The organism is Bradyrhizobium sp. WYCCWR 13022 (genome assembly GCF_030435535.1).
In the GTDB taxonomy this organism is placed as follows: Bacteria; Pseudomonadota; Alphaproteobacteria; order Rhizobiales; family Xanthobacteraceae; genus Bradyrhizobium.
Map to the genome: position 1 here is coordinate 71377 of NZ_JAUIZJ010000027.1, position 25454 is coordinate 96830.

General features: G+C 64.2%; 25 protein-coding genes. 14 read left to right on the forward strand and 11 right to left on the reverse strand.

Going from position 1 to position 25454, the window contains the following annotated elements:
• Positions 1–7: 7 nt before the first annotated feature.
• Positions 8–925, reverse strand: a complete 918-nt coding sequence (gene ltnD / locus QY049_RS31910; RefSeq protein ID WP_258762531.1) for an L-threonate dehydrogenase — start codon at positions 923–925, stop codon at positions 8–10.
• 118 nt (positions 926–1043) lie between these two features.
• On the opposite strand from ltnD, the gene QY049_RS31915 reads away from it, so the two are divergent.
• Positions 1044–1730: an aldolase gene (locus tag QY049_RS31915; protein ID WP_258762532.1), complete on the forward strand. Its 687-nt coding sequence runs from the start codon at positions 1044–1046 to the stop codon at positions 1728–1730.
• A gap of 184 nt (positions 1731–1914) precedes the next feature.
• Here the strand turns inward: QY049_RS31915 and QY049_RS31920 are convergent, their stop codons facing one another.
• The 6 genes from QY049_RS31920 to QY049_RS31945 form a co-directional block, all read right to left on the reverse strand.
• A complete protein-coding gene (locus QY049_RS31920; protein ID WP_194476944.1) occupies positions 1915–2619 on the reverse strand; it encodes an ABC transporter ATP-binding protein in 705 nt (234 codons plus the stop codon).
• The gene (locus QY049_RS31925) at positions 2603–3334 is read right to left on the reverse strand and encodes an ABC transporter ATP-binding protein (RefSeq protein ID WP_258762533.1); all 732 of its coding nucleotides are present in this window, start codon (positions 3332–3334) and stop codon (positions 2603–2605) included. Before QY049_RS31925 ends, QY049_RS31920 begins: the two co-directional genes overlap by 17 nt.
• On the reverse strand, positions 3331–4314 hold the full coding sequence (locus QY049_RS31930; RefSeq protein ID WP_258762534.1) for a branched-chain amino acid ABC transporter permease: 984 nt from the start codon (positions 4312–4314) through the stop codon (positions 3331–3333). Before QY049_RS31930 ends, QY049_RS31925 begins: the two co-directional genes overlap by 4 nt.
• Positions 4314–5192 (reverse strand): branched-chain amino acid ABC transporter permease, encoded by an 879-nt coding sequence (locus tag QY049_RS31935; protein ID WP_194482796.1) that lies wholly within the window; start codon positions 5190–5192, stop codon positions 4314–4316. The genes QY049_RS31930 and QY049_RS31935 overlap by 1 nt, the downstream gene beginning before the upstream one ends.
• A 149-nt stretch (positions 5193–5341) precedes the next feature.
• Positions 5342–6589 (reverse strand): ABC transporter substrate-binding protein, encoded by a 1248-nt coding sequence (locus QY049_RS31940; RefSeq protein WP_194476947.1) that lies wholly within the window; start codon positions 6587–6589, stop codon positions 5342–5344.
• A 92-nt stretch (positions 6590–6681) separates the two neighbouring features.
• The gene (locus QY049_RS31945) at positions 6682–7497 is read right to left on the reverse strand and encodes a putative hydro-lyase (protein ID WP_194476948.1); all 816 of its coding nucleotides are present in this window, start codon (positions 7495–7497) and stop codon (positions 6682–6684) included.
• Between the two features lie 119 nt (positions 7498–7616).
• On the opposite strand from QY049_RS31945, the gene QY049_RS31950 reads away from it, so the two are divergent.
• Genes QY049_RS31950 through QY049_RS31965 form a run of 4 tightly spaced genes read left to right on the forward strand, consistent with a single transcriptional unit; the run spans position 7617 to position 11827 of the window.
• Complete coding sequence (locus QY049_RS31950; RefSeq protein WP_194476949.1) at positions 7617–8534, forward strand: LysR family transcriptional regulator; 918 nt, start codon at positions 7617–7619, stop codon at positions 8532–8534.
• A 33-nt stretch (positions 8535–8567) separates the two neighbouring features.
• Positions 8568–9818: a Zn-dependent hydrolase gene (locus QY049_RS31955; protein WP_258762535.1), complete on the forward strand. Its 1251-nt coding sequence runs from the start codon at positions 8568–8570 to the stop codon at positions 9816–9818.
• 12 nt (positions 9819–9830) lie between these two features.
• On the forward strand, positions 9831–10742 hold the full coding sequence (locus QY049_RS31960; RefSeq protein ID WP_258762536.1) for an NAD(P)-dependent oxidoreductase: 912 nt from the start codon (positions 9831–9833) through the stop codon (positions 10740–10742).
• A gap of 11 nt (positions 10743–10753) precedes the next feature.
• Positions 10754–11827, forward strand: coding sequence for a malate/lactate/ureidoglycolate dehydrogenase (locus QY049_RS31965; RefSeq protein ID WP_194476952.1), 1074 nt, complete (start codon positions 10754–10756; stop codon positions 11825–11827).
• A gap of 57 nt (positions 11828–11884) precedes the next feature.
• Here QY049_RS31965 and QY049_RS31970 read toward each other — a convergent pair whose 3' ends face one another.
• Positions 11885–12958: a tartrate dehydrogenase gene (locus QY049_RS31970; RefSeq protein ID WP_194476953.1), complete on the reverse strand. Its 1074-nt coding sequence runs from the start codon at positions 12956–12958 to the stop codon at positions 11885–11887.
• 156 nt (positions 12959–13114) lie between these two features.
• Between QY049_RS31970 and QY049_RS31975 the strand changes: the two genes are divergently transcribed.
• A complete protein-coding gene (locus QY049_RS31975) occupies positions 13115–13891 on the forward strand; it encodes an SDR family oxidoreductase (protein ID WP_258762537.1) in 777 nt (258 codons plus the stop codon).
• Positions 13892–13937: 46 nt separating this feature from the next.
• The gene (locus tag QY049_RS31980; protein WP_258762538.1) at positions 13938–15356 is read left to right on the forward strand and encodes an amidase; all 1419 of its coding nucleotides are present in this window, start codon (positions 13938–13940) and stop codon (positions 15354–15356) included.
• Between the two features lie 43 nt (positions 15357–15399).
• On the opposite strand, the gene QY049_RS31985 is transcribed toward QY049_RS31980, so the two are convergent.
• Both QY049_RS31985 and QY049_RS31990 read right to left on the reverse strand, forming a co-directional pair.
• Positions 15400–16506 (reverse strand): amino acid ABC transporter permease, encoded by a 1107-nt coding sequence (locus QY049_RS31985; protein WP_258762539.1) that lies wholly within the window; start codon positions 16504–16506, stop codon positions 15400–15402.
• 2 nt (positions 16507–16508) lie between these two features.
• Entirely contained in the window at positions 16509–17696 is a 1188-nt protein-coding gene (locus QY049_RS31990; RefSeq protein WP_258762540.1) for an amino acid ABC transporter permease, read from the reverse strand.
• A gap of 87 nt (positions 17697–17783) precedes the next feature.
• On the opposite strand from QY049_RS31990, the gene QY049_RS31995 reads away from it, so the two are divergent.
• From QY049_RS31995 to QY049_RS32010, 4 genes are all read left to right on the forward strand, one after another.
• Positions 17784–18656 (forward strand): MurR/RpiR family transcriptional regulator, encoded by an 873-nt coding sequence (locus tag QY049_RS31995; RefSeq protein WP_258762541.1) that lies wholly within the window; start codon positions 17784–17786, stop codon positions 18654–18656.
• 3 nt (positions 18657–18659) lie between these two features.
• Complete coding sequence (locus tag QY049_RS32000; protein ID WP_258762542.1) at positions 18660–20009, forward strand: aspartate aminotransferase family protein; 1350 nt, start codon at positions 18660–18662, stop codon at positions 20007–20009.
• 12 nt (positions 20010–20021) lie between these two features.
• Positions 20022–21035: an amino acid ABC transporter substrate-binding protein gene (locus QY049_RS32005; protein WP_194476960.1), complete on the forward strand. Its 1014-nt coding sequence runs from the start codon at positions 20022–20024 to the stop codon at positions 21033–21035.
• A gap of 126 nt (positions 21036–21161) precedes the next feature.
• Positions 21162–21800, forward strand: a complete 639-nt coding sequence (locus QY049_RS32010; RefSeq protein ID WP_258762543.1) for an aspartate/glutamate racemase family protein — start codon at positions 21162–21164, stop codon at positions 21798–21800.
• Here the strand turns inward: QY049_RS32010 and QY049_RS32015 are convergent.
• On the reverse strand, positions 21797–22444 hold the full coding sequence (locus QY049_RS32015) for a TetR/AcrR family transcriptional regulator (RefSeq protein ID WP_258767012.1): 648 nt from the start codon (positions 22442–22444) through the stop codon (positions 21797–21799). The two genes, QY049_RS32010 and QY049_RS32015, sit on opposite strands and share 4 nt — an antisense overlap.
• Positions 22445–22599: 155 nt before the next feature.
• On the opposite strand from QY049_RS32015, the gene QY049_RS32020 reads away from it, so the two are divergent.
• The 3 genes from QY049_RS32020 to QY049_RS32030 all read left to right on the forward strand — a co-directional run bounded on the left by QY049_RS32020 (position 22600) and on the right by QY049_RS32030 (position 25450).
• A complete protein-coding gene (locus QY049_RS32020) occupies positions 22600–22809 on the forward strand; it encodes a ferredoxin (protein ID WP_194476963.1) in 210 nt (69 codons plus the stop codon).
• 64 nt (positions 22810–22873) lie between these two features.
• Positions 22874–24094, forward strand: a complete 1221-nt coding sequence (locus tag QY049_RS32025; protein WP_258762544.1) for a cytochrome P450 — start codon at positions 22874–22876, stop codon at positions 24092–24094.
• A 33-nt stretch (positions 24095–24127) separates the two neighbouring features.
• The gene (locus tag QY049_RS32030) at positions 24128–25450 is read left to right on the forward strand and encodes an MFS transporter (RefSeq protein WP_258762545.1); all 1323 of its coding nucleotides are present in this window, start codon (positions 24128–24130) and stop codon (positions 25448–25450) included.
• Positions 25451–25454: the final 4 nt, after the last annotated feature.

Genomic DNA, 25454 nt, shown 5'->3' on the forward strand with positions numbered 1-25454 from the left:
TCCTCTTTTACTTGTCGCCGGGAAGTTTGACGCCGGTGACTTGCGCATACATCCGCGCCACCGAGGCATCGTCGTCGCGACCCATGCCGGCGGCCGACGTCATCAGGAACATCTGGAGCGCGGCAGCGGAGACCGGCACCGGGAATCTGGCGGTGCGCGCCATGTCCTGGATGATGCCGAGGTCCTTGACGAATATCTCGACCGCACTGCGCGGCGTGTAATCTCCGTCGAGCACGTGCGGCATGCGGTTCTCGAACATCCAGGAATTGCCGGCGGAGGCTGTGATCACCTCATAGACCTTGCGGATGTCGAGGCCCTGCTTGGCCGCGAACGCCATCGCTTCCGATGCGGCCGCAATGTGCACGCCGGCGAGTAGCTGGTTGATCATCTTGAACGCGGCGCCCTGACCCGCGGCATCGCCGAGCTCGTAGAGCTTTGCCGCCATGGCATCGAGCGCAGGCCGCGCCTTGGCGAAAGCAGCCGGGCTGCCGGAGGCGAGGATCGTCAGCTCGCCCTGCGCGGCGCGCTGGGCGCCGCCGGAGATCGGCGCGTCGAGATAATGCCGGCCGGTTGCCTCGAGCTGCTTTGCCAGACGCCGCGCCACGTCAGGGTCCATGGTGGCGGAGGAGATGAAGACGCCGTCCTTCGGCAGGGTCTCGGCGACGCCGTCCTTGCCGAACAGGATCGTCTCGGTCTGGGCGGCATTGACGACCACGCTGACGACGGTATCGGCGCCCTTGGCCGCCTCGGCCGGCGTTGTTGCGCCGGCGCCGCCGTCCTTGACGAAGCGCGCGACCGCGTCGGCTGAAACGTCGCAGCCGGTCACGGTATGGCCCGCCCGCTTCAACGAGGTCGCCATGCCATATCCCATCGAGCCAAGCCCGATGACGGCGATGCGCTGGTTTTGAGACGTGGAGGCGGACATGCAACTGAACCCTTCAACTTATTCTTGCGAACGTTTCCTGGACGGCCGGCCTTCGCGACGGCTCACGATCTCGAATAACACGGCTTGGCCGCGCTGCCAAAGCGTGAGACAAGCGGGCATGACGGCCAAGAGCACTGAAACCAGCAATGAAACAAGGCTGCGCGAGGATATCTGCCGCTTCGGACGGTCCTTGTTCGAGCGCGGGCTGACGCCGGGCTCTTCGGGCAATATCAGCGTCCGCCTGGACGGCGGCGGGTGGCTGGTGACGCCGACCAATGCTTCGCTCGGTTTCCTCGATCCCGCAAAGCTGTCGCGGCTGGACGAGCATGGCCACCTGGTTTCGGGCGATGCGCCGACCAAGGAAGTTCCGCTGCACACGGCGCTCTACGACACGCGCGGCAGTGCCCGCGCGATTGTGCACCTGCACTCGACGCATTCGGTCGCGCTCTCGATGCTCCCCGAGATCGATCCGCGCGCAGCGCTGCCGGCTATGACGGCCTATTATCTCATGAAATGCGGCGCCACCGCGCTCGTGCCCTATTTCCGCCCCGGCGATCCCGCGGTCGCCGATGCGATCAAGGGGCTGGCGGGGAAATATTCGTCCGTGCTGCTCGCCAATCACGGCCCGGTCGTTGCCGGCGACACGCTGGAAGCGGCCGTATTCGCGACGGAGGAGCTGGAGGAGACGGCGAAGCTGTATCTGCTGCTGCGCGGGATGAACCCGCGATATCTGTCGCCGGAGCAAGTCGCAGATTTGGTGAAAGTGTTCGGGGTGACGTTGCCGGAGCATGGGCACGAGCATTAGCATCATGCTGTCATAGGCGGACAAACGCCGCCTCACCCACCACTGTCATTCCCCCGTGAAAGCGGGGAATCGAGTACGCCGCGGCTTATCCGTATTTCTCTGACGTCTCGGCGTACCGGATCGCCCGATCAAGTCGGGCGATGACACCGAATATGTGGGGCGAGCTTACTCCCACACTTCACGCCTACAGTCCCAGATACGCCTTCCGCACGTCCGGATTGCCCCTGATCTCCGCCGCCGGGCCCTGCATCAGCACGCGGCCGGTCTGCAGGATGTAGGCGCGGTCGGCGATCTCCAGACACTCGGCCATGCGCTGCTCGACGATCAGCACCGTCATGCCGGAGTCTCGGATGAGCTTCACCGCCTGAAAAATCTCATCGACCAGCTTGGGCATGATGCCCTGCGAAGGCTCGTCCAGCATCAATAGCCGGGGACGCGTCATCAGCGCGCGGCCGATGGCGAGCATCTGCTGCTCGCCGCCGGACAGCGTCTCGGCGCGCTGCTCGAGGCGCTCGGAGAGGCGCGGAAACAGCTTGAAGACGAGATCGAGCGGCCCCTCGCGATCCGCCTGTCCTCGATAGAGATAGCTGCCGAGGCGGAGATTGTCACGCACGGACAGGCGCGGAAACAGGCGGCGGTTTTCCGGCACATAGGCGATGCCGGCCGCCGTGATGTGGTGCTGCGCCATGCCGTTGAGCCTCTTGCCGTCGAAAGTCACAGTGCCCGAGCGCGGACGCTCGGCACCTGCGATCGACTTCAGCAGCGTCGACTTGCCCGCGCCGTTGGCGCCGGCGACACATACTATCTCGCCCTTGGTGACCTCTATACTGATCGCGGAGATCGCGACCAGGCCCTGATAGGCGGTCGTGACTTCATGCACCGACAGCATGACGATCTCCCAGATATGCCTTGATTACCTTGGCATCGCGGACGACGTCCGCGGGCTTGCCTTCGACCAGCACCTTGCCGAGGTCGAGCACGATGGCGCGATCGACCAGCGGCATCACGATTTCCATGACATGCTCGACCATCAGCACGGTAATGCCGGCATCGCGCACCTTGCGCACCAGCGCAACGCCGGTCTGCGCCTCGGTCGGCGTGAGGCCGGTGAGGACTTCGTCGAGCAGAAGCAGCTTCGGTTCGGTCGCGAGCGCACGCGCGACTTCGAGGCGGCGTTTCTCGGCCGGCACGAGATCGCTTGCGAGCACGTCGGCGCGCGCAGCGAGGCCGGTGAACTCCAGCACCTCATACGCCTTGCGGCGTGCCACGCGCATCACGGTGTTGCGGACGAGAGCACCGACGATGACGTTGTCGATGACAGTCATGGTCTCGAAGCTCTTGACGACCTGGAAGGTGCGCCCGACACCGCGCTGGCAGCGCTCGGCGGCCGGCAGGTTGGTGACATCCTCACCGTCGAACCAGATCGAGCCTTGCGTCGGCGGCAACACGCCGGCGATCAGATTGAACAGCGTCGACTTGCCGGCGCCGTTCGGACCGATCAGGCCGACGATCTCGCCGCGGCCGACCGAGATCGAGACGTCGCTGTTGGCGACGAGACCGCCGAACCGCTGCCAGACGCCGCGGGTTTCAAGGAGCGCGGTCATCGCGTGGCTCCCTTCGCTTTGGAGCGGGAGAACAGGCTGACCAGGCCCTGCGGCAAGGCCAGCGAGATCAAGACGATCAGCGTGCCGTAGACGATGAGATCGACGCCGCGACCGGAGCCACCGATATAGGAGCGCGTCAGTTCCGTCATCGGGATGAGGATGGTCGCACCTAACACTGGCCCCCAGAGAGTCCCGATACCGCCTAGCACCGCCGGGAGCGCCATCAGCAGCGAGAACTGGAAGCCCATCACGCTTTCAGGATCGATATAGGCGAGGAACTGCGCATAGAAGGCACCGCCGACGGCAACGAGAAACGCAGAGACCGCTGCCGCCCCCATCTTGGAATTGAACACGACGACGCCCAGGCTCTCGGCGGCTTCCGGATTGTCCTTCACCGCGCGCCACCAAAAGCCCCATTTGGAATCCTCCAGCCACCAGGTGACGAACCAGGCGAGGCAGCACAGCGCCAGCGCGAAATAGAAATACGGGAGCTTGCTGCGCATGAACTGGAATTTCAGCCAGCTGTCGCCGCGGACGGGTATGGTGATCCCCATCGCGGCTCCCGCCCAATCCCAATTCTGGAACAGCAGCAAGCCGATCTCGGCGATGACGATGGTCGCGATCACGAAGTAATGGCCGCGCAGGCGGAAGAAGGGATAGCCGAGCCCCATCGCGATGAGTGCCGCGATCCCGCCGCCGGCGAGCATCCCGAACCAGGGCAATACGCCGAACTTCGTGAACAGAAGCTCGGTGGTGTAGGCACCGATGCCGAAATAGAGCGCGTGGCCCAGCGAGATCTGTCCGCAATAACCGGAGAGGATGTTCCAGCTCTGCGACAGCGCTGCATACATCAGGGTCAGGACCAGGATGTTCTGGATGTAGACGTTCTTGACGAACAGCGGCGCGAGGGCGGCAAGCACGGCCAGCACTGCGGCGACGATGAGATCGCGGCGACGCCGCGCGGCAAAATTCTTGTCCATCACATCGACCCGAACAGGCCACGCGGCCGAATGAAGACGACGAGCAAGTACACCGCATAAATGCCGACCGACTTCAGCGAGGGCGGCAGCATCAGGGCTGTGACCGCTTCAACCAGGCCGACGATGATGCCGCCGGCAAAGGCGCCGAACACGCTGCCGAACCCGCCGAGCGCCACCGTGACATAGGCAATCAGCGCAAAGGACGCACCAACGTCGGGGTAGATGTAGAAGAACACCGCCATGATCGCGCCGGCGAGACCGACGAGCGCGGCGCCAAGGCCCCAGCCGAACGCGAACACGCGGTTCTTGTCGATGCCGACCAGCGCGACCGCACCGGGATCTTCACGGGTGGCTTCGAGCGCACGGCCGAAATCGGTGCGGTGGATGAAGAAGTAGAGGCCGACGAAGGCGGCGATCGAGACCAGCGCACCGACCAGCTGTGGCTCCGGCAGGAAGATGCCTGCAATCGAGACGGTCTTGCCGCCGAGCCAGGACTGCGGAATGCTGCGATAGTCCGGCGTGAAGAACAGCTGGGCGAGGCCCCGCATGACGATGGCGAGGCCAAAGGTCGAGAAGATCTGCACCATGCCGGCGTTGGCCTTGGCCCTCATCGCGAAGCGCACAATCAGCAGATAGACGATCGCACCGAACACGAACAGCGCCGCCGCGACCAACGGCGCCGATAGCAAGGGGTCGATGGCGAAGAACGTGAACAGGAAGAAGGACGCGTACATCGCGATCATCAGGAATTCGCCATGGGCGAAGTTCGTGACGTCCATCAGGCCGAAGATCAGCGCGAGGCCGACGGCGATCAGTCCGTAGAGCAGGCCCATCAGCAGGCCGCTCGCGAGACTTTGGACAATTGTTTCGACTGTCAGCAACTTGTCCCCCAGAAAAAACCCTCGTCCCGAGGGGCGTCATCGAGCATGCATCGCAAAGGGAGAGCCCGCCCTCGTCTTTCCCGACGTGGCCCTCCGCCTTGATCCGCAGCATCAGGATCGGGAGCCCCGAGCTCCCGAACCCGTCCTCACTTCATCGGCCAGACAGCTTCGGCCACCGCCGCCTGCGCCGGGAAGATGGTGACGAACTTGCCGCCGATATATTGCAGCAGCACTGGATCGGCGTCGTTGTTCTGGCCCATTTCGTCGAACTTGACCCGCCTCCAGGGCATGATGGTCTGCTCGCCCGGAATGTCGGTTGCGGCCATCGCGTCGCGGATCTTCTCGCCGTCGGTCGACTTGGCGCGGTTGATGGCGTCCGCGATCACGATCATCGCCATGAACTGGCGCGAGGTGTTGTCGTTGAGGTCCTTGCCCGACTTCGCCTTGAACAGATCGTTGATCTTGCCGACCATCGGCCGCTTGGCGGCGAGATCGAGCGAGAAGCTGCCGCGGGTAATCGCGCCTTCGAGCTTGTCGCCGACGGCGTCGTAAAGCGCCTTTTCGGAGAAGCCGGCTGCCTGGGCCAGGATCGCGTTCGGCTTGTAGCCGAGCTCAGCCATGGTCTTGACCAGCAGGATGCCGTCCGTGGTGTAGCTCGAGGGCATCAGCACGTCCGCATTGGCGGCCTTGAGCTGCTGGACTTCGGCCGACAAGGACGGCGAGTTGGCGCGGTACTTGATGTCGGAGACGATCTTGTAGCCGCGCTCGGTCGCGAGCTTGGTCTGGGCGTTGGCGGAGTCGGTGCCGAAGATCGTATCTTCGTGGAACAGCGCCAGCGTATCGGCCTTGACGCCCTTCTTCTTCTTCATCGCGTCGAGGAAATCGAACATCGCGGTGGAAAACATCTCGTCATGCGGCGAAGCGCGGAAATAGTACTTCAGTCCGCGGCGGTGCAGGCTGGGCGAGGAATTGTCCGCCGACAGGAACGGGACCTGGTAACGCTCGCAGATCTGGCTGACCGTGACCGCGACCGCGCTCTGATAGGAGCCGAGCACGGCGCAGACCTTCTCCTGGGTGATCAGCCGCTCGGCTTCGGCGCGCCCCTTCTGCGGATCGCCCTGGTGGTCGGCGTACACCATGCGAATCTTGGCACCACCGAGACCGGGGAGGCCGACGCCCTTCGCCAGCGGAAGATCGAAGTCCTGATCATTGTTGATGATGTCGACCGCGGTCTCGAACGCGCGCTGCGCATCGACGCCGACCTGGGCGCCGGCACCCGACAGGGGATAGGTCGCACCGATCACGACCTCGGAAGTTTGGGCGCGTGCGGCTAGCGGCAGCAGCGCAGCGGCGGCGGTGGCTCCGAGTAGAACGTCGCGGCGAGTGATCGTCATTGGCAAAGTCCCCTGTTATTCGAATTTTGCGCGTATCGAATGAAACGATTGGCAAACTGCGTAAAGCCCGAAGAAGCAGCAAACGCTGCCTACTAAATCACGGCCATGTTCCTGTTCTTCAGATCCGTCACCAGCATCAGGCCAGGCGAATGCGTGATTGCGAACGGCACCTTGGCGGCGTTGATCACCGATTGCGGCGTCACGCCGCAGGCCCAGAACACCGGGATCTCGTCGTCGGCGACAGATACGGGATCACCATAGTCAGGCTTGGCGATGTCCTTGATGCCGATCAGATGGGGATGGCCCAGATGCACGGGCGCGCCGTGCACGGCCGGATAGCGCGAGGTGATCTGCACCGCGCGGATCGCGTCAGCCGGCTTGAACGGACGCATCGAGACGACCATCGGCCCCGCGAACGGACCTGACACGCCGCAAGCAATATTGGTGCGATACATCGGCACGCGCACATTCTCCTCGATGTGACGGATCGGCATGCCCTCGTCGAGCAGCGCCTCCTCGAACGAGAACGAGCAGCCGAGCACGAAGGTCACGAGATCGTCGCGCCAGTAGCCGGTGACGTCGGTCGGCTCGTCCACGACTTCGCCGTCGCGCCAGACACGGTAGCGCGGCACGTCCGTACGGATGTCGAGATCGGCGCCGAGCGCAGGGATGTGCGGGCTGCCGACGTCGGACATGCCGATGATCGGACACGGCTTTGGATTGAGCTGGCAGAATCGGTGGAAGGCGCCGGCATATTCGGCCGGCAGGATCGCCAGATTACCCTGGACGAAGCCGGGGGCGATCCCCGCGGTCGAGCCGACCTCACCACCGCGATAAGCGAGCCGCGCCTGGAGGCTCGGAAGCGTGTCGGGCGTTTCAGTTTGCTGCGCTGCCACCAAAACAGTCATGCGATCGACCTGCCTATAAACTCGACAAAGACAGCCAACACCAAGCGTGCTATAAAGTCTAATCTTCCTTTCTAATCGATATCGATAAATCTGATTTATCGTTTGGGAAAATCCTTCCAATGCTGGACTTCAGGTCGATCGAAACCTTCCTCTGGGTTGTGAAGCTCGGCAGCTTCCGGGGGGCTGCGGCACGGCTCAATACGACCCAGCCAGCGATCTCCCAGCGCATCGCCCAGCTCGAACGTGAGATGGGCGTGAAGCTCCTGAACCGCGATCATCGCGTGGCCTCGCCGACCCCGAGCGGGCGGCAGATGATGGTCTACGCCGAGAAGCTGATTGGCCTGCGGGCCCAGATGATGGCCGAGATCGGCGACCGCTCCGCAATGCGCGGCGTAATGCGGCTCGGCGTCGCCGAGACCATCGTGCACACCTGGCTCCCGCGGTTGGTGAAGAGCGTCAACGAGATCTATCCGAATCTGTCGCTGGAGATCGAGGTCGACATCACACCGAATCTCACCGCGCGCCTGCTCGCACAGGAGATCGAGCTTGCATTCGTGGTCGGACCGCTGTCGGCCTCGGGCGTGCACAACCGCAAGCTCGCCGACTATCCAATCGGCTTTCTCGCAAGTCCATCACTCGGGCTCGGTCATGGCCCGGTGACTTCAGCCGATATCGCGCGGTTTCCGATCATCACCTTCCCACGCAAGACCAGGCCCTACGAGGTTGTGCGCGAAGTGTTCGACCGGCCGGAGCTGCCGCCGATCCGCCTCCATGCGTCGGCTTCGCTCGCGACCGTCATCCACATGGCAATCGAAGGCCTCGGCATCGCCGTGATTCCCGACGCCATCGTCGAGAACGAGCTCGCCGACGGCCGGCTGCAATTGCTCGACACTGATCTGGCGATCGCACCGCTGACATTCACGGCGAGCTGGCTCGCCTCGCCCGACGTCGTCGCGGTGCAGCGCGTCGCCGAGCTTGCCTGCCAGATTGCGCAGTGCAGCCTCGCGGTTGACGCGCCCGTCCCGGCGCGTCATTGAAAAAGGCGCCGGACAACACGAGAGACTGAACGCATGAGCCGAGCCGCGACCAACCTGCAAATCGACTCCGCCCGCCTCTGGGGATCCATCCACGAGACCGCGAAATTCGGCGGGACAGCCAAAGGCGGTGTGCGGCGGCTGACGCTGAGCAGCGAAGACAAGCAGGTGCGCGACTGGTTCCGGAAAGCCTGTGAGGACGCCGGGCTCGAGGTTCACACCGATGCGCTCGGCTCGCAGTTCGGGCTGCGCAAGGGCCGCGACATGTCGAAGCTGCCCGTCGGCATCGGCTCGCATCTCGACACCCAGCCGACCGGCGGCAAGTATGACGGCATTCTGGGAACGCTCGGCGCGCTGGAAGTCATCCGCACGCTGAACGACGCCGGCATCGAGACCGAGGCGCCGATCTGCGTCGTCAACTGGACCAACGAGGAAGGCTCGCGTTTTGCGCCGGCCATGATGGCGTCCGCCGCCTACGTCGGCGATTTCACCACCGACGACATTCTCTCACGCAAGGACATCGACGGGACCACGGTCGGCCAGGCGCTCGACAGCATCGGCTATCGCGGCGACAAGCCGGTCGGCTTTCAGAAGCTCGGCTGCTTCGTCGAGCTGCACATCGAGCAGGGCCCGATCCTCGAAGCTGAAGGCAAAACCATCGGCGTGGTCGATTCCGGCCAGGGCGTGCTGTGGTACGACGGAAAGATTTCCGGTTTCGAGAGCCATGCGGGCTCGACGCCGATGCCGCTGCGGCGCGATGCGCTGGCGGCGCTCTCCGAGATCGTGCTGGCGATGGAGGCCATCGCGAAGAAACACGGGCCGAACGCGGTCGGCACCATCGGCGAGGCCGTGATCGCCAATCCCTCGCGCAACGTCATTCCCGGCGAGATCGCCTTCACCATGGATTGCCGCAGCGCCGATGGCGCCATCATGGATGCGCTGGATCGTGATTTGCGCGCCGCGATTAGCGAGATCGCGGCCCGTCGCAAGGTCGATGTGAAAATTGACCTCGTCTGGCGCAAGCCGCCAACGCATTTCGATCCCAAGCTGATCGCAGCCGTCGAGAATGCCGCGAAGACGCTCGGTTATTCCTCGCGTCGCATCACCTCCGGCGCCGGTCACGACGCCTGCAACCTCAACACGGTCATGCCCGCGGCGATGGTGTTCGTGCCCTGCAAGGACGGCATCAGCCATAACGAGCTGGAAGATGCGACGCAACCCGACTGCGCTGCAGGCACCAACGTGCTGATGCACACCGTGCTGGCGATCGCCGGCGTCGCTTCCTGATCGGAGACAGACATGCGTGGAGTATTCGTCGACGCCAACGAGGCGCTTGCCCTGATCATGGAGCGGCTGGAAAAGGCCGGCGATCCCAAGGTACGGATCCACAGGGATCCTGACATCAAGCCCGAGCAATATCCTGAAATCCTCGACGGCGCGGAGATCGCCATCGTCGACCACACGGCGCTTCCGACCGAAGTGGCGAAGAAGTGCGGAGGATTGAAGCACGTCGTGTTCCTCGGCACGGGCGCGCGGAGCTACATGAACCCGGAGGAACTCGCCGAACTCGGCATTTCCGTGCATCTGATCAAGGGCTATGGCGACACCGCAGTGGCAGAGTCGGCGATCGCGCTGATGTGGGCCTCGGCCCGCGTCATAGCGATGATGGACCGCGAGATGCGCGCCGGTAACTGGCTGCGCGAGGATGGCATGCAACTCACCGGCAAGACCCTCGGCCTGATCGGATTCGGCGGCATAGCCGCGGAGGTCGCGCGCATCGCGTCCGGCAGCGGCATGAAGGTGATCGCCTGGAACCGCTCGCCGAAGAGCCGTCCGGGCGTTGAATTCACCGATCTCGATACGCTGCTGGCGAAGAGCGATGTCGTATCGCTGCACCTGCTGCTCAACGACGAAACGCGCGGCATGATCACGCGCGAGAAGATCGGCCGGATGAAACCGGGCGTCGTCCTCATCAACACCGCGCGCGGCGCCATCGTCGACGAGCAGGCCATGATCGATGCGCTGAAGTCGGGCCATATCCGTCATGCCGGCCTCGACGTCTTCAACATCGAGCCGCTGCCGGCGGACCATCCGCTGACCAGGATTCCGAACGTGACGCTGTCGGCGCATTCCGCCTTCCGTACGCCGGAAGCCAGTGAAAACCTGATTGAGGCGGCATGGGTCCATTGCCGCCGGATCGTGAAAGGATAAGAGCAACAACAATGGCCGACTATCGCAACATCAAGGCAGAGCCGCTCACCAACGCCATCCGCGCCATCGTCAGGGCCGGCGGCTCCTCGGACCGAGAGGCAGAGCTCGTGTCCACCAATCTCGTCGAGGCCAATCTCAAAGGGCATGACTCCCACGGAGTCGGCATGATCCCGCGCTATGTCCAGAGCGTCATCAACGGCGGCCTCGCCGTGAACGCGCACGTCAAGACCGTGCTCGACACCGGCCCGCTTCTGACCCTCGACGGCCTCACCGGCTACGGCCAGGTGATTGGCCATGAAGCGATGGAGCTTGCGGCAGCGCGCGCCAAGCAAAACGGCGTTTGCCTCGTCGGTCTCTCCAACGCGCACCACATCGGCCGCATCGGCCACTGGGCCGAGCAGTGCATCGACCACGGGCTGGTCTCGATCCACTTCGTCAACGTGATCTCGCGCCCGATCGTGGCGCCCTGGGGCGGCAGCGATGCGCGTCACGGCACCAACCCGTTCTGCGTCGGCATTCCGCGCCGGGGCAAGGACCCCATCGTGCTCGACTTCGCCACCAGCAGGATCGCGCAGGGCAAGACCCGCGTCGCCCACAACAAAGGCGTCCAGCTCGAACCCGGCACCATCATCGACAACGAGGGCAAGCCGACCACCAACCCTCGCTACACCGTGATCCCGCCGCACGGCGCCATCCTGCCGTTCGGCGAGCACAAGGGTTCGGGGCTCGCCCTGGTATGCGAGATCCTCGGCGGCGCGCTGTCCGGCGGACAAGTGGTCAAGGGCCCGTCGGACGGCAAGTACAACGTCCTCAACGGCATGCTCTCGATCGTCATCGATCCAGGCAAGCTCGGCACCGGCGAAAACCTGGCGCGCGAAGTCGAAAGCTTCGTCGCCTGGCACACCGGCTCGCCGCCCGCTCCCGGCGTCGACAAGGTGAAGATCGCCGGCGAGCCCGAGCGCGAGACCAAGAAGAAACGTCTCGCCGAAGGCATTCCGGTCGATCCGACCACCTGGCAGGAAATTGTCGAGGCCGGGAAGAAGTTCGGGCTGGATCAGGCGACGATCGAGCAGATCGTCGGATAAGCCGTCATCACGTCGTCCCGGCGAAGACCGGGACGACGTCTTCTGTAGAAGATCGCCTTAGTCCACCATATCCGCGACGGCCTTGCCGCAAGCCGTCGTGTCGGCGTTGCCGCCGAGATCCTTGGTGCGCAGCGTGCGCTCGGCCAGCGTACGCTCGATCGCATCGACGATCGACTTGCCTGCGACCTTCTCGCCGAGATGATCGAGCATCATCGCGCCCGACCAGATCGCACCGATCGGGTTGGCTATGCCCTGCCCCGCGATGTCGGGTGCCGAACCATGCACGGGCTCGAACACCGAGGGGAAGTCGCCCTCAGGATTGATGTTGCCCGACGGCGCAATGCCGATCGTGCCGGTGCAGGCCGGACCGAGGTCGGACAGGATGTCACCGAACAGGTTGGAGCCGACGACGACGTCGAACCAGTCCGGATGCAGCACGAAGTTCGCGGTGAGAATGTCGATGTGGTACTTGTCCCACTTCACGCCCGGGAACTTCCTGGCCATCGCCTCCACGCGCTCGTCCCAATAAGGCATGGTGATGGAGATGCCGTTCGACTTTGTCGCCGACGTCAGATGCTTCTTCGGCCGCGACTGGGCGAGTTCGAAAGCGAACTTCAGGATGCGGTCGACACCGGTGCGGGTCATCACCGTCTGCTGGGTGACGAACTCGCGGTCGGTGTCCGGGAACATGCGGCCGCCGACGGAGGAATATTCGCCTTCGGTGTTCTCGCGCACCACCCAGAAATCGATATCGCCGGGCTTGCGATTGGCGAGCGGCGACGGCACGCCGGGCATCAGGCGCACCGGGCGCAAATTCACATATTGATCGAACTCGCGGCGGAATTTGATCAGCGAGCCCCACAGCGAGACGTGATCCGGAATTTTTGCCGGCCAGCCGACCGCGCCGAAATAGATCGCGTCGTGCTTGCCGATCTTCTCCTTCCAGTCGTCCGGCATCATCTGGCCGTGCTTCTCGTAATAGTCCCAGGACGAGAAGTCGAAATGATCGAAATGCAGGGACACGCCGTGCTTCTTCGCGGCGGCCTCCAGAACGCGCAGGCCTTCGGGCATCACTTCCTTGCCGATGCCGTCGCCGGGAATGACTGCGATCCGGTATTGTTTCTTGCTCATCGAGAACGTCCTTGGTTGGTCCGGCAGCCGCCGTCTTTTTGACCGCACTGCAATGGACCAAAGTCGGCGGCAGTGCAACGCTGCACTGCAATGTTGACCATGGCGCAGCCGGGCGCCTACTGATTTCATTCCGTTCCCATCCTGCGAGTACCTCTCATGGATCTGCATCTGCGTGGCAAGCGCGTCCTGATCACGGGCGCGTCCAAGGGCATTGGCGCCGCCGCCGCCGAGGCGTTTGCCGAGGAAGGCGCAAACCTCCTGCTCGCCGCCCGCAGCGGCGATCAGCTCAAGGCGCTGGCCGACCGCCTGCGCTCGGCACACCAGATCGATGCCGCGACGAGCATCGTCGACCTACGCAAGGCGGAGGACATCGCGCGGCTCGCGAAGGAAGCCGCCGACATCGACGTGCTCGTGAACAATGCCGGCGATATCCCCGGCGGCTCGATCGACAAGATCGACGAAGCGACCTGGCGCCACGCCTGGGAACTGAAGGTGTTCGGCTATATCAACCTCACGCGGCAGATCTATGCGCAGATGAAAGCCAAAGGCGGCGGCGTTATCGTCAACGACATCGGCGCGGCCGGCGAGAAATTCGACGCCAATTACATCTGCGGCAGCGCCGGCAATGCCGCACTGATGGCTTTCACCCGCGCGCTCGGCGGAAAAAGCCTCGCCGACAACATCCGCGTGGTCGGCATCAATCCCGGCCCCGTCGGCACCGATCGTCACGTCACGCTGCTGAAGACGCGGGCAAAGCACCAGTTCGGCGACGAGAGCCGCTACAAGGAATTCCAGAAAGGCCTGCCGCTCGGCCGCCCCGCGCATGCGCGCGAGATCGGCGACCTCATGGCATTCCTGGCGTCCGATCGCGCCGGCTATACGTCTGGCGTGATCTACACGGTGGATGGCGGTATCAGCGCCGGGTGGGCTTAGATTTTTTCTATCAGAGCGAACCAAGCCTAGCTTAGGAGTAAGATAGTTGTCTCAAGAGTTGATCCGCGAAACCGCCTGCACCGTCGTCGACAAGCTGCGCTCCGGCGACGTTTCTCCGCTTGAACTGCTCGATGTGGTGGAGAAGCGCGTCAGGGAGGTCGACGGCAAGGTCAACGCGCTGCCGACGCTGTGCTTCGATCGCGCGCGAACCCATGCAAAGGCCCTGATGCAGAAGCCTGCTGGTGCGCGCGGGCTGCTGGCGGGCTTGCCGCTGCCGATCAAGGATCTCACTGACGTCGCCGGCGTGCTGAACACGCAGGGCTCGCCAATTTTCAAAGACAACATTTCCGCGACGTCCGACCTCATGGTCGAGAACCTCGAAGCCAACGGCGCGGTCGTCTATGCAAAATCCAACACGCCGGAATTCGGCGCCGGCGCCAACACCTTCAACGAAGTCTTCGGCGCGACGCTCAATCCCTGGGATACGTCCAAATCGGCCGCGGGTTCATCGGGCGGTGCTGCGGTCGCGCTCGCAACGGGCATGGCATGGCTCGCTCAGGGGTCCGACATGGGTGGATCGCTGCGCAGCCCCGCGGCCTTCTGCGGCGTCGTCGGCATGCGGCCGAGCATCGGACGCGTCGCGCACACGCCCAAATCGGGCATCGACCGCAATCTCGGCGTCGTCGGCCCGATGGCCCGCAACGTCGAGGATCTCGCGCTGCTGCTCGATGCCATGAGCGGCGACTATGCCGACGATCCGCTGTCGTTGCCGGCGCCGACAACCTCGTTCCTTTCTGCTGCTCAATCGGGCAAGAAGCCGAAGCGAGTTGCCTATTCGCCCGATCTCGGCATCACGCCCGTCGATCCCGAGGTCAAGGCGATCACGCGCAAGGCCGCCGAACGTTTCGCCGAGGCCGGCGCCATCGTCGAGGACGCGCATCCCGACTGGCGCGAGGCGCATGAATGCTTCCACGTGCTGCGCGCCTTCGACTTTGCGATCACCAAGGCCAATCTTCTCCGCACCAAGCGCGACCTTCTCAAGCCGGAGGTGATCTGGAACATCGAGGAGGGTCTCAAGCTCACCGTCGAGCAGCTCGCGCGCGCCGAGGCGCAGCGCGTCGGCATGACCGCGCGCGCGATCGAGTTCTTCAAGACGTATGATCTGCTGCTGACGCCAACGACGATCGTACCGCCCTTCCCGATCGAGCACCGCTACGTCGCGGAATGCGCCGGCAAGAGATTCGAGAACTACGTCGAATGGCTCGGCATCGTCTACGCCATCACCCTCGCCTGCTGCCCGTCGCTGTCGTTGCCCTGCGGCTTCACGGCGTCGGGCCTGCCGGTCGGCGTGCAGGTCGTCGGCGCGCCCCGCGCGGATGCGCAGGTGATCGCCGGCGCGAAGGTGCTGGAGGATATTCTGGGCCTGCGCGGGCGGACGCCGATTGATCCCAAGGTGAAGAACTAAGGCTTCTGGTGTCCCGGACGCGGCGCGTCCGGGACTTGGGCCCTCACCTTCCGCCCGTCGCCTCCAGGCTCCGGCTGTAGCGCGACATGGCGAAGCAGAAGACGAAATAGATCGCGGCAACGAAGATATAGACCTCGACCGAAAATTGCTGCCACGCGGGATCGATGATCGCGGTCTTGGCCGTCGTCAGCAGGTCGAAGATACCGATGATCAGCACCAGGCTGGTGTCCTTGAAAAAGGCAATGAAGGTGTTGACCAGCGGCGGGATGACGTGGCGGATCGCCTGCGGCAAAACGACCAGCCGGTGCTTGCGCCAGTACGACAGCCCCAGCGCATCGGCGGCCTCATATTGGCCGCGCGGCACGGCCTGGAGGCCGCCGCGGATCACTTCGGCCAGATAAGCGCCCGCGAACAGGATGATCGCGATCTGCGCCCGCAGCAGCTTGTCGATGTTGAATCCGGCAGGCATGAACAGCGGAAACATCACGCTCGCCATGAACAGGAGGCTGACCAGCGGCACGCCGCGGATCAGTTCGACATAGAACACCGAGAGCGAGCGGATCGCCGGCAGCTTCGAGCGCCGGCCGAGGGCGACCAGAATTCCGAGCGGGAAACCGAACGCCAGTCCGAACGTCGCCAGGATCAGCGTCACCGGCAGGCCTCCCCAACGGTCTTGCGAGACGAAGGACAACCCGAACACGCCACCCCACATCAGCACGCTGATCAGCGCCAGCGCGCCGATCCAGAGGAAAGCAAGTTCGCGCCGCCATAGCGCACGGCGCGTGGAGAGGAAGAACAGCGCGATGAACAGCACGACCGACAGCGCCGGCCGCCACTGCTCGTCGAACGGATAGGTGCCGAACAGGATGAACCGGTACTTTTCGGGAATGATGGCCCAACAGGCGCCCAGGCCGCGCATTGCCTTGCAGGCGCTGGAATCGTTGGCCGGTGTGAGCCAGACCGCGTTGGCAATGCCCCACTGCACGAAACTGAATACGCCTTTCCCCAGCACCGCCAGCAGAACGACCGTGAGGATGCCGTTGGGAATCGACGAGAACAGATTGGTGCGCAACCAGCGCAGCACCGGGTTGCCGATTTGCGGGCGGCGGGCGGCACGCGGCAGGTCGGGCATGTCGGTGATCGCAGTCATGCTCAGCGCTCCGCCAGCGCGATGCGTGCATTGTACCAGTTCATGAAGAAGCTGATGCCAAGGCTGATTGTGAGGAAGACGGCCATGATCAGTGCGATCGCCTCGATCGCCTGCCCGGTCTGGTTCAGCGTGGTGTTGGCGATCGAGACCACGTCCTGGTAGCCGATCGCCACCGCGAGCGAGGAATTCTTGGTCAAGTTGAGATACTGACTCGTCATCGGCGGCACGATCACGCGCAGCGCCTGCGGAAGGATGATCTGGCGCAGCATGAAGCTGCGTCGCAGGCCGAGTGCACTGGCGGCATCCCACTGGCCGCGCGGCACCGACTGGATGCCGCTACGCACGATCTCGGCGATGAAGGCCGACGTATACGTGACGAGCGCGATCAGCAGCGCGAAATATTCCGGTGCGAGCGTCAGCCCGCCGACGAAATTGAAGCCGCGCAGCTCCGGCCATTCGATCTTCCAGGACACACCAAGCAGCAGCGATACCGCCGCCGGCAGCACGACAATGAGGCCGAGCGCAAAGGGCCAGGCCGGCCGTGGCTTGCCGTCACGCATCTGCTGCGCGAGCAGCCAGCGCTGAATGACAAAGAATGCAGCGCAGCCCAGCAGGGCCGCGCCGAGCACCCGGAGTTGCGGCGCCCCGATCGGGATCGCCGGCAGGATCAGACCGCGATTGGAGAGGAACACGCCCTCGACCGGCCGCCACGCGGCGCGGGCAGCAGGAAGAGCCTGCATCAATACGTACCAAAACAAGAGCTGGAGCAGCAACGGGATGTCGCGCAGGACTTCGACATAGACTGCCGCGAGTCGCGACAACAGCCAGTTCGCCGACAGCCGCGAGATTCCGATCAGCGTGCCCAGGATGGTCGCGAGCACGATGCCGATCACGGCGACGCGCAACGTGTTGGCGACACCGACGACGAAAGCCCAGAGGTAGCTGTCTCTCGGATTGTAGGCGAGCAGGCTGTCGGCGATCGGCATTCCGGCCTCTCGACCGAGAAAGGCAAAGCCGGTGGTGATGCGGCGGGCCGAGAGGTTGGTCACGGTGTTGGACCAGAGGAAGGCGACAACGGCGACGGCAACGCCGACCACCAGCACCTGCCAGAACACGCCCTTCAACTCGTTTGGTCCGAGCGCTCCGAAGAAGCTGCGGCGCGGCGGCGGCCTGGGATCATCTGACGTCACAGCACAAAAATCCTTCTCGAAAACAGCGATTTCCGGCGGCGCGCATCAACTGTTGCACCAAAATCTTATCTATGCAACAAATGTTTCATGGCCGAGCCCGCGAAATCCTCGCCGCTGAGCGAACTGCGCATTGCGTTGCCATCGCTCCCCCTGCGCCTGCAGGAGGTCGGTCGTTTTGTCGCGGCCAACGACTACGACGCCACCACCCGTTCGATGCGCGATCTCGCAGCGGAGGCCGGCGCCGATCCCGCCGCGTTCACGCGGCTTGCCAAGGCGATCGGCTATTCCGGCTGGGACGAATTGCGCGCCGCGCTCACGGAGGCACGGCGGCCGTCGCCGACGTCGCCCTTCTCCGGCCGCGCCAAGAGCCGACGCCACGGGCCGAATGCCGATGTCGCGCTCGTCACCGACAAGCTTGAAGCCGAAGCCGCGGGGCTGCCGCGCATTTCGGCCCACGCGATCGCCGATGCGGCCCGTGCGCTGCACGATGCAACGCGGATCTGGATCACCGGCTACCGCAGCTGTCGTAGCGTTGCGGAATTGCTCAATTACGAGCTCAGGCTTTTCCGGCCCGAACAGGTCCAGATCGTCGGCGCCTCCGGCCCCGACGATCTCGATCTCTGCGCGTTCCGCCCCGGTGAGGCCGTGATCGTGATCGGCTTCGTGCCCTACACCAACGCCAGTGTCCGCGTTGCACAGGCCGCTTATCACGCCGGCGCGACGCTGATCGCAATCGCGGACAGCGTGGCTGCGCCGATGGCCGAAGGCGCCGACCATGTCTTGCTGTTCGAAGCGGCCTCCTCGCCGGGCTTCTTCCCGAGCCTGACCGGCGCGCTTGCGATTGCGCAATCGCTGGCGGCAGTGACGTTCTCGCTCGGCGGCACGGCGGCAAAGAAGCGCCTTCAGGATACCGAAGCGCGGCTCGCTGCGGCCTCCACCTATGTCTCAGAGAAAGGTTGACCCATGAGCACCCGCACCAGCCGCGTGCTGCATCGCTCATTGCGCGAGACGCCGCCCAAGGCGATCGGCGGCGAGGGCGTCTATCTGTTTGCCGAGGACGGGCGGCGCGTGATCGACGCTTCGGGTGGCGCGGCGGTCTCCTGCCTCGGCCACCAGCATCCGCGCGTGATCGCAGCCATGGCGAAGCAGGCTTCGACCCTTGCCTATGCGCACACCGCCTTCTTCACCTCCGAGCCGGCCGAGGCACTCGCCGAGACGCTCGTCGGCCACGAGCCCGGCGGTCTCGCCTACGCTTATTTCGTCAGTGGCGGATCGGAAGCGATCGAAGCCAGCATCAAGCTGGCGCGACAGTATTTCATCGAGCGCGGCGAGCCGCAGCGGCAGCATTTCATCGCACGGCGGCAGAGCTACCATGGCAATACGCTCGGCGCGCTGGCCGCGGGCGGCAATGCCTGGCGCCGCGCCCCCTATGCGCCGCTGCTCTCGGCCGCCTTCAGCCATGTGACGCCGGCCTTTGCCTATCACGAGAAGCATGACGGCGAGACGGAGGCCCAGTTCGTTGCGCGCCTGGCCGCCGAGCTTGAAACGGAATTCCAGCGGCTCGGTCCCAACAGCGTTGCCGCGTTCCTCGCCGAACCCGTCGTCGGGGCCACTGCCGGCGCGGTGACGGCGCCAGACGGCTACTTCAAAGCGGTGCGCGAGATCTGCGATCGGCATGGCGCCCTGCTCATCCTCGATGAGGTCATGTGCGGCATGGGCCGCACCGGCACTACGCATGCCTGGCAGCAGGAAGGCGTCGCGCCCGATATCCAGGCGATCGCAAAGGGCCTCGGCGGCGGCTACCAGCCGATCGGCGCCATGCTCGCGAGCGGCAAGATCATCGACACCATCCGCTCCCGCTCCGGCGCGTTCCAGCACGGCCATACCTACCTCGCGCACCCCCTCGCTTGCGCCGCTGCGCTCGCGGTGCAGGACGTGATCCGGGAAGACAATCTGCTTGAACGAGTGAAGCAGCGTGGCAAGCAGCTCGAGCAGCGGCTGACCGAGCGTTTCGGCAATCACCGCCATGTCGGCGACATCAGGGGCCGCGGCCTGTTCTGGGCGATCGAGCTCGTCGCTGATCGCGCCAGCCGCACTTCGTTCGATCCGGCGCTCAAACTCAATCAGAAGATCAAGGCGGAGGCCTTTGCCAACGGGCTCGGCTGTTATCCCGGCGGTGGCACCGTGGACGGCGTCCGCGGCGACCACGTGCTGCTGGCGCCGCCCTACATCGCGTCCACCGACGAGATCGATCAGATCGTCGACAAGCTTGGCACGGCCGTCGACGATGTGTTGCGTAGTGTCAATCACTGAGGGGAGAGTAGCATGATGAGGAAAGTGGTTATCGCGGCGAGCATGCTCGCCGCATCGGCGGTGGTCGCCCAGGCGGCGACGCTCGACACGGTCAAAAGCCGCGGCACCTTGGTGTGCGGCGTCAGCGCCGGTTTTGCCGGCTTCTCGGCGCCGGACTCGCAAGGCAACTACAAGGGTCTCGACGTCGATTATTGCCGCGCGCTTGCGGCCGGTGTGCTTGGCGACCCCAACAAGGTGCGCTACGTCGCGCTGACCGCGCAGAACCGCTTCACGGCGCTGCAGTCCGGCGAGATCGACGTACTCTACCGCAACTCGACCGAGACTTATTTGCGCGGCGTCACGCTCGGCCTCCGCCAGGGTCCGATCAACTTCTACGACGGCCAGGGCTTCGTCGTGAAAAAGGACCTCGGCGTGAAGGAGCTGAAGGACCTCAAGGGCGCCACCGTTTGCGTCGCGCAGGGCACCACCCATGAGGTCACGCTCGGCGATTACGGCCGCGCCAACGGCATCGACTGGAAGCCGCTGGTGTTCGACCGCGTCGACACCATGTACCAGACCTTCTTCGGCGGTCGCTGCGATGCCATGACCCAGGACGCTTCCGCGCTCGCGGGTGCGGTCACGACGGCCGCGCCGAACCCGGCCGACTACGTCGTGCTGCCGCAGACCATCAGCAAGGAGCCGCTCGGCCCCTTCACCCGCAACGGCGACGAGGTCTGGAGCGACATCATCACCTGGCTGCATTACGGCCTGATCGAGGCCGAGGAACTCGGCGTGACGCAGGCCAATGTCGAAGAGATGACGAAGTCGCAGACGCCGGCGATCCAGCGCCTGCTCGGCGCCTCCGGCGACCTCGGCTCGCGCCTCGGACTCGACAACAAATGGCTGGTCACGGCACTCAAGGCCACCGGCAATTACGGCGAGATCTATGAGCGCAATGTCGGCAAGGCGAGCCCGCTCAAGCTCGAGCGCGGCCTCAATGGCCTCTGGACCAAGGGCGGCTTGATGTACGCGGTACCGTTCAAGTAAACGGTGCCTCACCTCTCCCGCTTGCGATCCCGCAAGCGGGAGAGGGAGACGACTGCCGATGCCGCGGCGTCGTGCACACAATATGCGATTGCCCTGCCGCAAGGCGGCGAGGGAGAAGAGACACCCATGCGCATCGCACTGATCCACGCCCTCAAGCACTCCATTACCCCGATCGAGGCGGCGTTCGCCAAGGCGTGGCCGGAAGCGCGGCTGATGAATTTGCTCGACGACAGCCTGTCGGCGGATCTCGCACGCGACGGCAAGCTCAACGAAGCCATGACCGATCGCTTCCTCGCGCTCGGCGACTACGCGGTTGCGACCGGGGCGAACGCCATCCTGTTCACCTGCTCGGCCTTCGGCCCCTGCATCGAAGCCGTTGCGCGGGCACATGCGCCGATGCCGGTCCTGAAGCCGAACGAGGCGATGATCGAACGCGCCGTGACCATGGGTAAGCGCATCGGCCTGCTGTCGACCTTCCCGCCAACGCTGGTGTCGATGCCGCCGGAGTTTCCGGCCTCGGCCCAGGTCGTGCCGAAACTGGCCGAGGGAGCGCTGGCGGCACTCGACCGCGGCGATCGCGCCACGCATGACCGGTTGATCGTCGAGGCATCGAAGGGCCTGCGCGACTGCGACGTCGTTGCCCTGGCGCAATTCAGCATCGCTTCAACCGCACCGCTGGTCGCGGAAGCGACCGGCCGTCCGGTCGTGACGACGCCGGACAGCGCGGTCGAGAAGCTGATGCGGCTGCTGAAAGCGAAGGCCTAAGCGCCGGCCTTTTTCTGACGCTGCGCTTCCTTGATCGCGACCGCGAGCGCGGCCTTGGTTTCGTTGACAAAGTCCTCCACCAGTTCCTCGCGCGTGGCATGCGCAGCCTCGCCGGTGAACAGGCCCTGCTCGGCCAGCATCACGACCCCATGCAGCGCCGCCCAGATCTTGAGGGCCTGCCGCTCGCGCAGATAGCCGACCGCCGGCGCTTCCAGCGCTTCGATCACGAGCTCGAACGTCTCCCGCGTCGCCTCATGTAGTTCGCTATCTTTTGCCGCGCAGGAAACGGTGCGTGATGCAAACATCAGGCGATAGATGCCGTTGCGCCGCAGGCCGAAATCGAGCGTCGCCTGCGCCAGTCGCGACAATTTTGATTGCCTCGATGGCTTCGCCATCGCCTCGCGCAACATCGCGCTGAACTGCCGGAACGCCTCAGCCGTGACCGCGGCAAGCAACGCCTCACGATCGGCGAAATGGCGGTACGGCGCCGGCTGCGAGACCCCGAGTTGCTTTGCCAGCGCCTTGATGCTGATCGCCTCGGCTCCCCCTTGTTCCGCCTCGCGCAACGCGGCCTTGATCAAGGCGTCGCGGAGATCGCCATGGTGGTAGGTGTTTCCGGGCTTCCGAGCGAGTTGTGAACGCATGTTACGGCGAAGCCTATAAGTTTGCGCTTGACAGGGGAAGCCTGCCGCGAATGTAATAGCATATAACTTAGAACAAGCGGCAAATGCCGCGGACAAGATCGACATGAGGAACGCGCCGCCCTTCGGGCCACGCGCATACGACCGAGGGAGCCGCAATGGCAGAACGACTGAAAGTTCACGTCGATCCCGACAAATGTCAGGGCCACGCGCGCTGCAAGGCGCTGGCGCCGGAGCTGTTCGAGCTCGACGAATACGGCAACGCCCACGCGGCCGGCGACGGCACGGTTCCGCCGGGCCTCGAAGACAAGGCCTGGCTTGCCAAATCCAACTGCCCTGAAATCGCGATCGATGTGATCGAGGAGTAGCGCGGCCCCTGCCCGCGCACCTTGCCTGCCTTCAGCGAACACGAGCCCCAAGGGATTTCTAGAGATGTCCGACGTCAGCCAGCCTGCCGCCCATCCGCCCGTGACCGACTGGGTCAACGATTTCGACCACACGGACCCGCAATGGACTGATGACCCCTTCCCGATCTGGGAGGAGCTACGCGCCGCGAGCCCGGTCGTGCATACCGAGCGCTTCCTCGGCTGCTACATGCCGACGACCTATGAAGCGGTGCGCGAAATCGCCAACGACACCGAGCATTTTTCGTCGCGCCGCATCATCGTTCGCGACGTCCGCCCCGAGATCGCCAGGAACGCGGCCCCGCCGATCACGTCCGATCCGCCCGTGCACAAGCCGGCCAAGCAATTGCTGCTGCCGCCGTTCACGCCGGACGCGATGAAGAAGCTCGAGCCGCGCATGCGTGCGATCTGCAACGAGCTGATCGACGGCTTCATCGCCGACGGCAAGGTCGACGCAGCCGCGCGCTACAGCAAATATATCCCGGTTCAAGCCGTCGCGCACATGCTCGGCATTCCCGAGAGCGACAGCGATCTCTTCATCAACTGGATCCACATGATCCTGGAGCTCGGTATCAAGGACGAGAGCAAGCTGCTCCAGGCCGTGCAGGAGATGAGCGACTATTTCAGGGCGCATATCGAGGAGCGAAGATCGAAGCCGACTGACGACCTGATCTCCTATCTGATGAATGCCAAGGACAAGGAAGGTCAACCGCTGGAGGAATCCCACGTGCTGGGCTCGCTGCGGCTGCTCCTGATCGCCGGTATCGACACGACCTGGAGCGCGATCGGGTCCTCGCTCTGGCATCTTGCCAGGACGCCGGCCGACCGTGAACGTCTGATCGCCGAGCCATCACTGATCCCGACCGCCGTGGAGGAACTGCTGCGTGCCTATTCGCCGGTGACGATGGCGCGCGAGGTTGTCAAAGAGACCACGATCTCGGGCTGCCCGGTCAAGACGGGCAACATGGTGCTGCTGTCCTTCCCGGCAGCCAATCGCGACCCGAAGATGTTTCCGGACGCTGACAAAGTCGTGATCGACCGCCGGGAGAATCGCCACGCTGCCTTTGGCCTCGGCATCCACCGCTGTGTCGGCTCCAACCTTGCGCGGATGGAGATGCAGGTTGCGCTGGAGGAATGGCTGAAGCGAATTCCGGACTTCGTCCTCGATCCTGCCGGGACCGTGACCTGGTCGCAGGGTACGGTGAGAGGCCCCCGGCAGTTGCCAATTCTGTTTGGAAGGGCGATGTAACCTCCCAGGCAGCGGATTTCTGGGAGGCCGGACGTGACAGAGCAATCAATCCAACCGGCCTCCGACCATTTCGACATCGCCGACGCCGAGCGGCGGATCAAGGCAATCTTCATCGGCTCCGTCGGCAATCTCGTCGAGTGGTACGATTTCTACGCCTATACCGCGTTCGCGCTCTATTTCGCCCCGGCCTTCTTTCCCGGCAGCGATCCCGTGGTGCAGCAATTGAACGCCGCAGTGGTGTTCGCTGCGACCTTCCTGATGCGCCCGCTGGGCGGCTGGTTTTTCGGCTACCTGGCCGACCATTTCGGTCGCCGCATTTCGCTGACCCTGTCGGTCGTGTTCATGTGCTTCGGCTCGCTGATCATCGCGCTGACGCCGACCTATGCCACGATCGGATTCGCCGCGCCGGTGATCCTGGCGCTGGCCCGCGTCATCGAGGGCCTGAGTCTCGGCGGCGAATATGGCGCCAGCGCCACGTATCTAAGCGAGGTCGCCGATCCCAAACACCGCGGCTTTTATTCGAGCTTTCAATACGTCACGCTGATCGGCGGCCAGCTCACCGCGATCATCGTGCTGCTGCTCCTGCAAAAGGTGTTCCTCACGCCCGACCAGCTCAAGGCCTGGGGCTGGCGCATTCCGTTTGCGATCGGCGCGGCGCTCGCGATCTTCGCCGCTGTGATGCGGCGCGGCCTGCATGAGACCGAGGCGTTCGAGGAAGCCAAGAAGAAAGTTCAGCCGACCGGCTCACTGACCAACCTGCTGCGCTATCCGCGCGAGCTGTTGCTGGTCGTCGGCCTGACCGCCGGCGGCACCGCGGCGTTCTACACCTTCACCACCTACATGCAGACCTTCGTCAAGCTTTCGGTCGGGCTGACCGAGGATCAGACCACCTTCGTGATCTTCGGCACGCTGATCTTCGCGACCATCCTCCAGCCGATCTATGGCGCCATCTCCGACAAGATCGGGCGCAAACCGCTCTTGATCTTCTTCGGCGTCGCCGGCACGCTCGCCACCGTACCGCTGCTGATGACGTTGAAGGAGACCAAGTCGCCGTTCATGGCGTTCGTCCTGATCTGCTGCGCCTGGCTGTTCGTTGCCGGCTACACCTCTATCAACGCGGTGGTGAAAGCCGAGCTGTTCCCGACCAATGTCCGCGCGCTCGGCGTCGGCCTGCCCTACGCCATCACGGTCTCGATCTTCGGCGGCACCGCGCCGGCGATCGCGCTCTATTTCAAGACCATCGGGCACGAGCAGTGGTTCTACTACTATCTCGCCGGCGTCATCTTCCTGTCGCTGATCATCTATTCCACCATGCGCGATACCAAGCACACCTCCGCGATGCACCGTCACGAGTAGCCCA

What these genes read in the sequence shown, in the direction of transcription:
- QY049_RS31975 (WP_258762537.1), top strand. Translation starts at nt 13,115, where the DNA reads ATGGATCTGCATCTGCGTGGCAAGCGCGTCCTGATCACGGGCGCGTCC.
- QY049_RS32020 (WP_194476963.1), top strand. Translation starts at nt 22,600, where the DNA reads ATGGCAGAACGACTGAAAGTTCACGTCGATCCCGACAAATGTCAGGGC.
- QY049_RS32005 (WP_194476960.1), top strand. Translation starts at nt 20,022, where the DNA reads ATGATGAGGAAAGTGGTTATCGCGGCGAGCATGCTCGCCGCATCGGCG.
- QY049_RS31915 (WP_258762532.1), top strand. Translation starts at nt 1,044, where the DNA reads ATGACGGCCAAGAGCACTGAAACCAGCAATGAAACAAGGCTGCGCGAG.
- QY049_RS31945 (WP_194476948.1), bottom strand. Translation starts at nt 7,497, where the DNA reads ATGACTGTTTTGGTGGCAGCGCAGCAAACTGAAACGCCCGACACGCTT.
- QY049_RS31970 (WP_194476953.1), bottom strand. Translation starts at nt 12,958, where the DNA reads ATGAGCAAGAAACAATACCGGATCGCAGTCATTCCCGGCGACGGCATC.
- QY049_RS32010 (WP_258762543.1), top strand. Translation starts at nt 21,162, where the DNA reads ATGCGCATCGCACTGATCCACGCCCTCAAGCACTCCATTACCCCGATC.
- QY049_RS31960 (WP_258762536.1), top strand. Translation starts at nt 9,831, where the DNA reads ATGCGTGGAGTATTCGTCGACGCCAACGAGGCGCTTGCCCTGATCATG.
- ltnD (WP_258762531.1), bottom strand. Translation starts at nt 925, where the DNA reads ATGTCCGCCTCCACGTCTCAAAACCAGCGCATCGCCGTCATCGGGCTT.
- QY049_RS31920 (WP_194476944.1), bottom strand. Translation starts at nt 2,619, where the DNA reads ATGCTGTCGGTGCATGAAGTCACGACCGCCTATCAGGGCCTGGTCGCG.
- QY049_RS31940 (WP_194476947.1), bottom strand. Translation starts at nt 6,589, where the DNA reads ATGACGATCACTCGCCGCGACGTTCTACTCGGAGCCACCGCCGCCGCT.
- QY049_RS31930 (WP_258762534.1), bottom strand. Translation starts at nt 4,314, where the DNA reads ATGGACAAGAATTTTGCCGCGCGGCGTCGCCGCGATCTCATCGTCGCC.
- QY049_RS31925 (WP_258762533.1), bottom strand. Translation starts at nt 3,334, where the DNA reads ATGACCGCGCTCCTTGAAACCCGCGGCGTCTGGCAGCGGTTCGGCGGT.
- QY049_RS32000 (WP_258762542.1), top strand. Translation starts at nt 18,660, where the DNA reads ATGAGCACCCGCACCAGCCGCGTGCTGCATCGCTCATTGCGCGAGACG.
- QY049_RS32015 (WP_258767012.1), bottom strand. Translation starts at nt 22,444, where the DNA reads ATGCGTTCACAACTCGCTCGGAAGCCCGGAAACACCTACCACCATGGC.
- QY049_RS31950 (WP_194476949.1), top strand. Translation starts at nt 7,617, where the DNA reads ATGCTGGACTTCAGGTCGATCGAAACCTTCCTCTGGGTTGTGAAGCTC.
- QY049_RS31965 (WP_194476952.1), top strand. Translation starts at nt 10,754, where the DNA reads ATGGCCGACTATCGCAACATCAAGGCAGAGCCGCTCACCAACGCCATC.
- QY049_RS32025 (WP_258762544.1), top strand. Translation starts at nt 22,874, where the DNA reads ATGTCCGACGTCAGCCAGCCTGCCGCCCATCCGCCCGTGACCGACTGG.
- QY049_RS31995 (WP_258762541.1), top strand. Translation starts at nt 17,784, where the DNA reads ATGGCCGAGCCCGCGAAATCCTCGCCGCTGAGCGAACTGCGCATTGCG.
- QY049_RS31955 (WP_258762535.1), top strand. Translation starts at nt 8,568, where the DNA reads ATGAGCCGAGCCGCGACCAACCTGCAAATCGACTCCGCCCGCCTCTGG.
- QY049_RS31985 (WP_258762539.1), bottom strand. Translation starts at nt 16,506, where the DNA reads ATGACTGCGATCACCGACATGCCCGACCTGCCGCGTGCCGCCCGCCGC.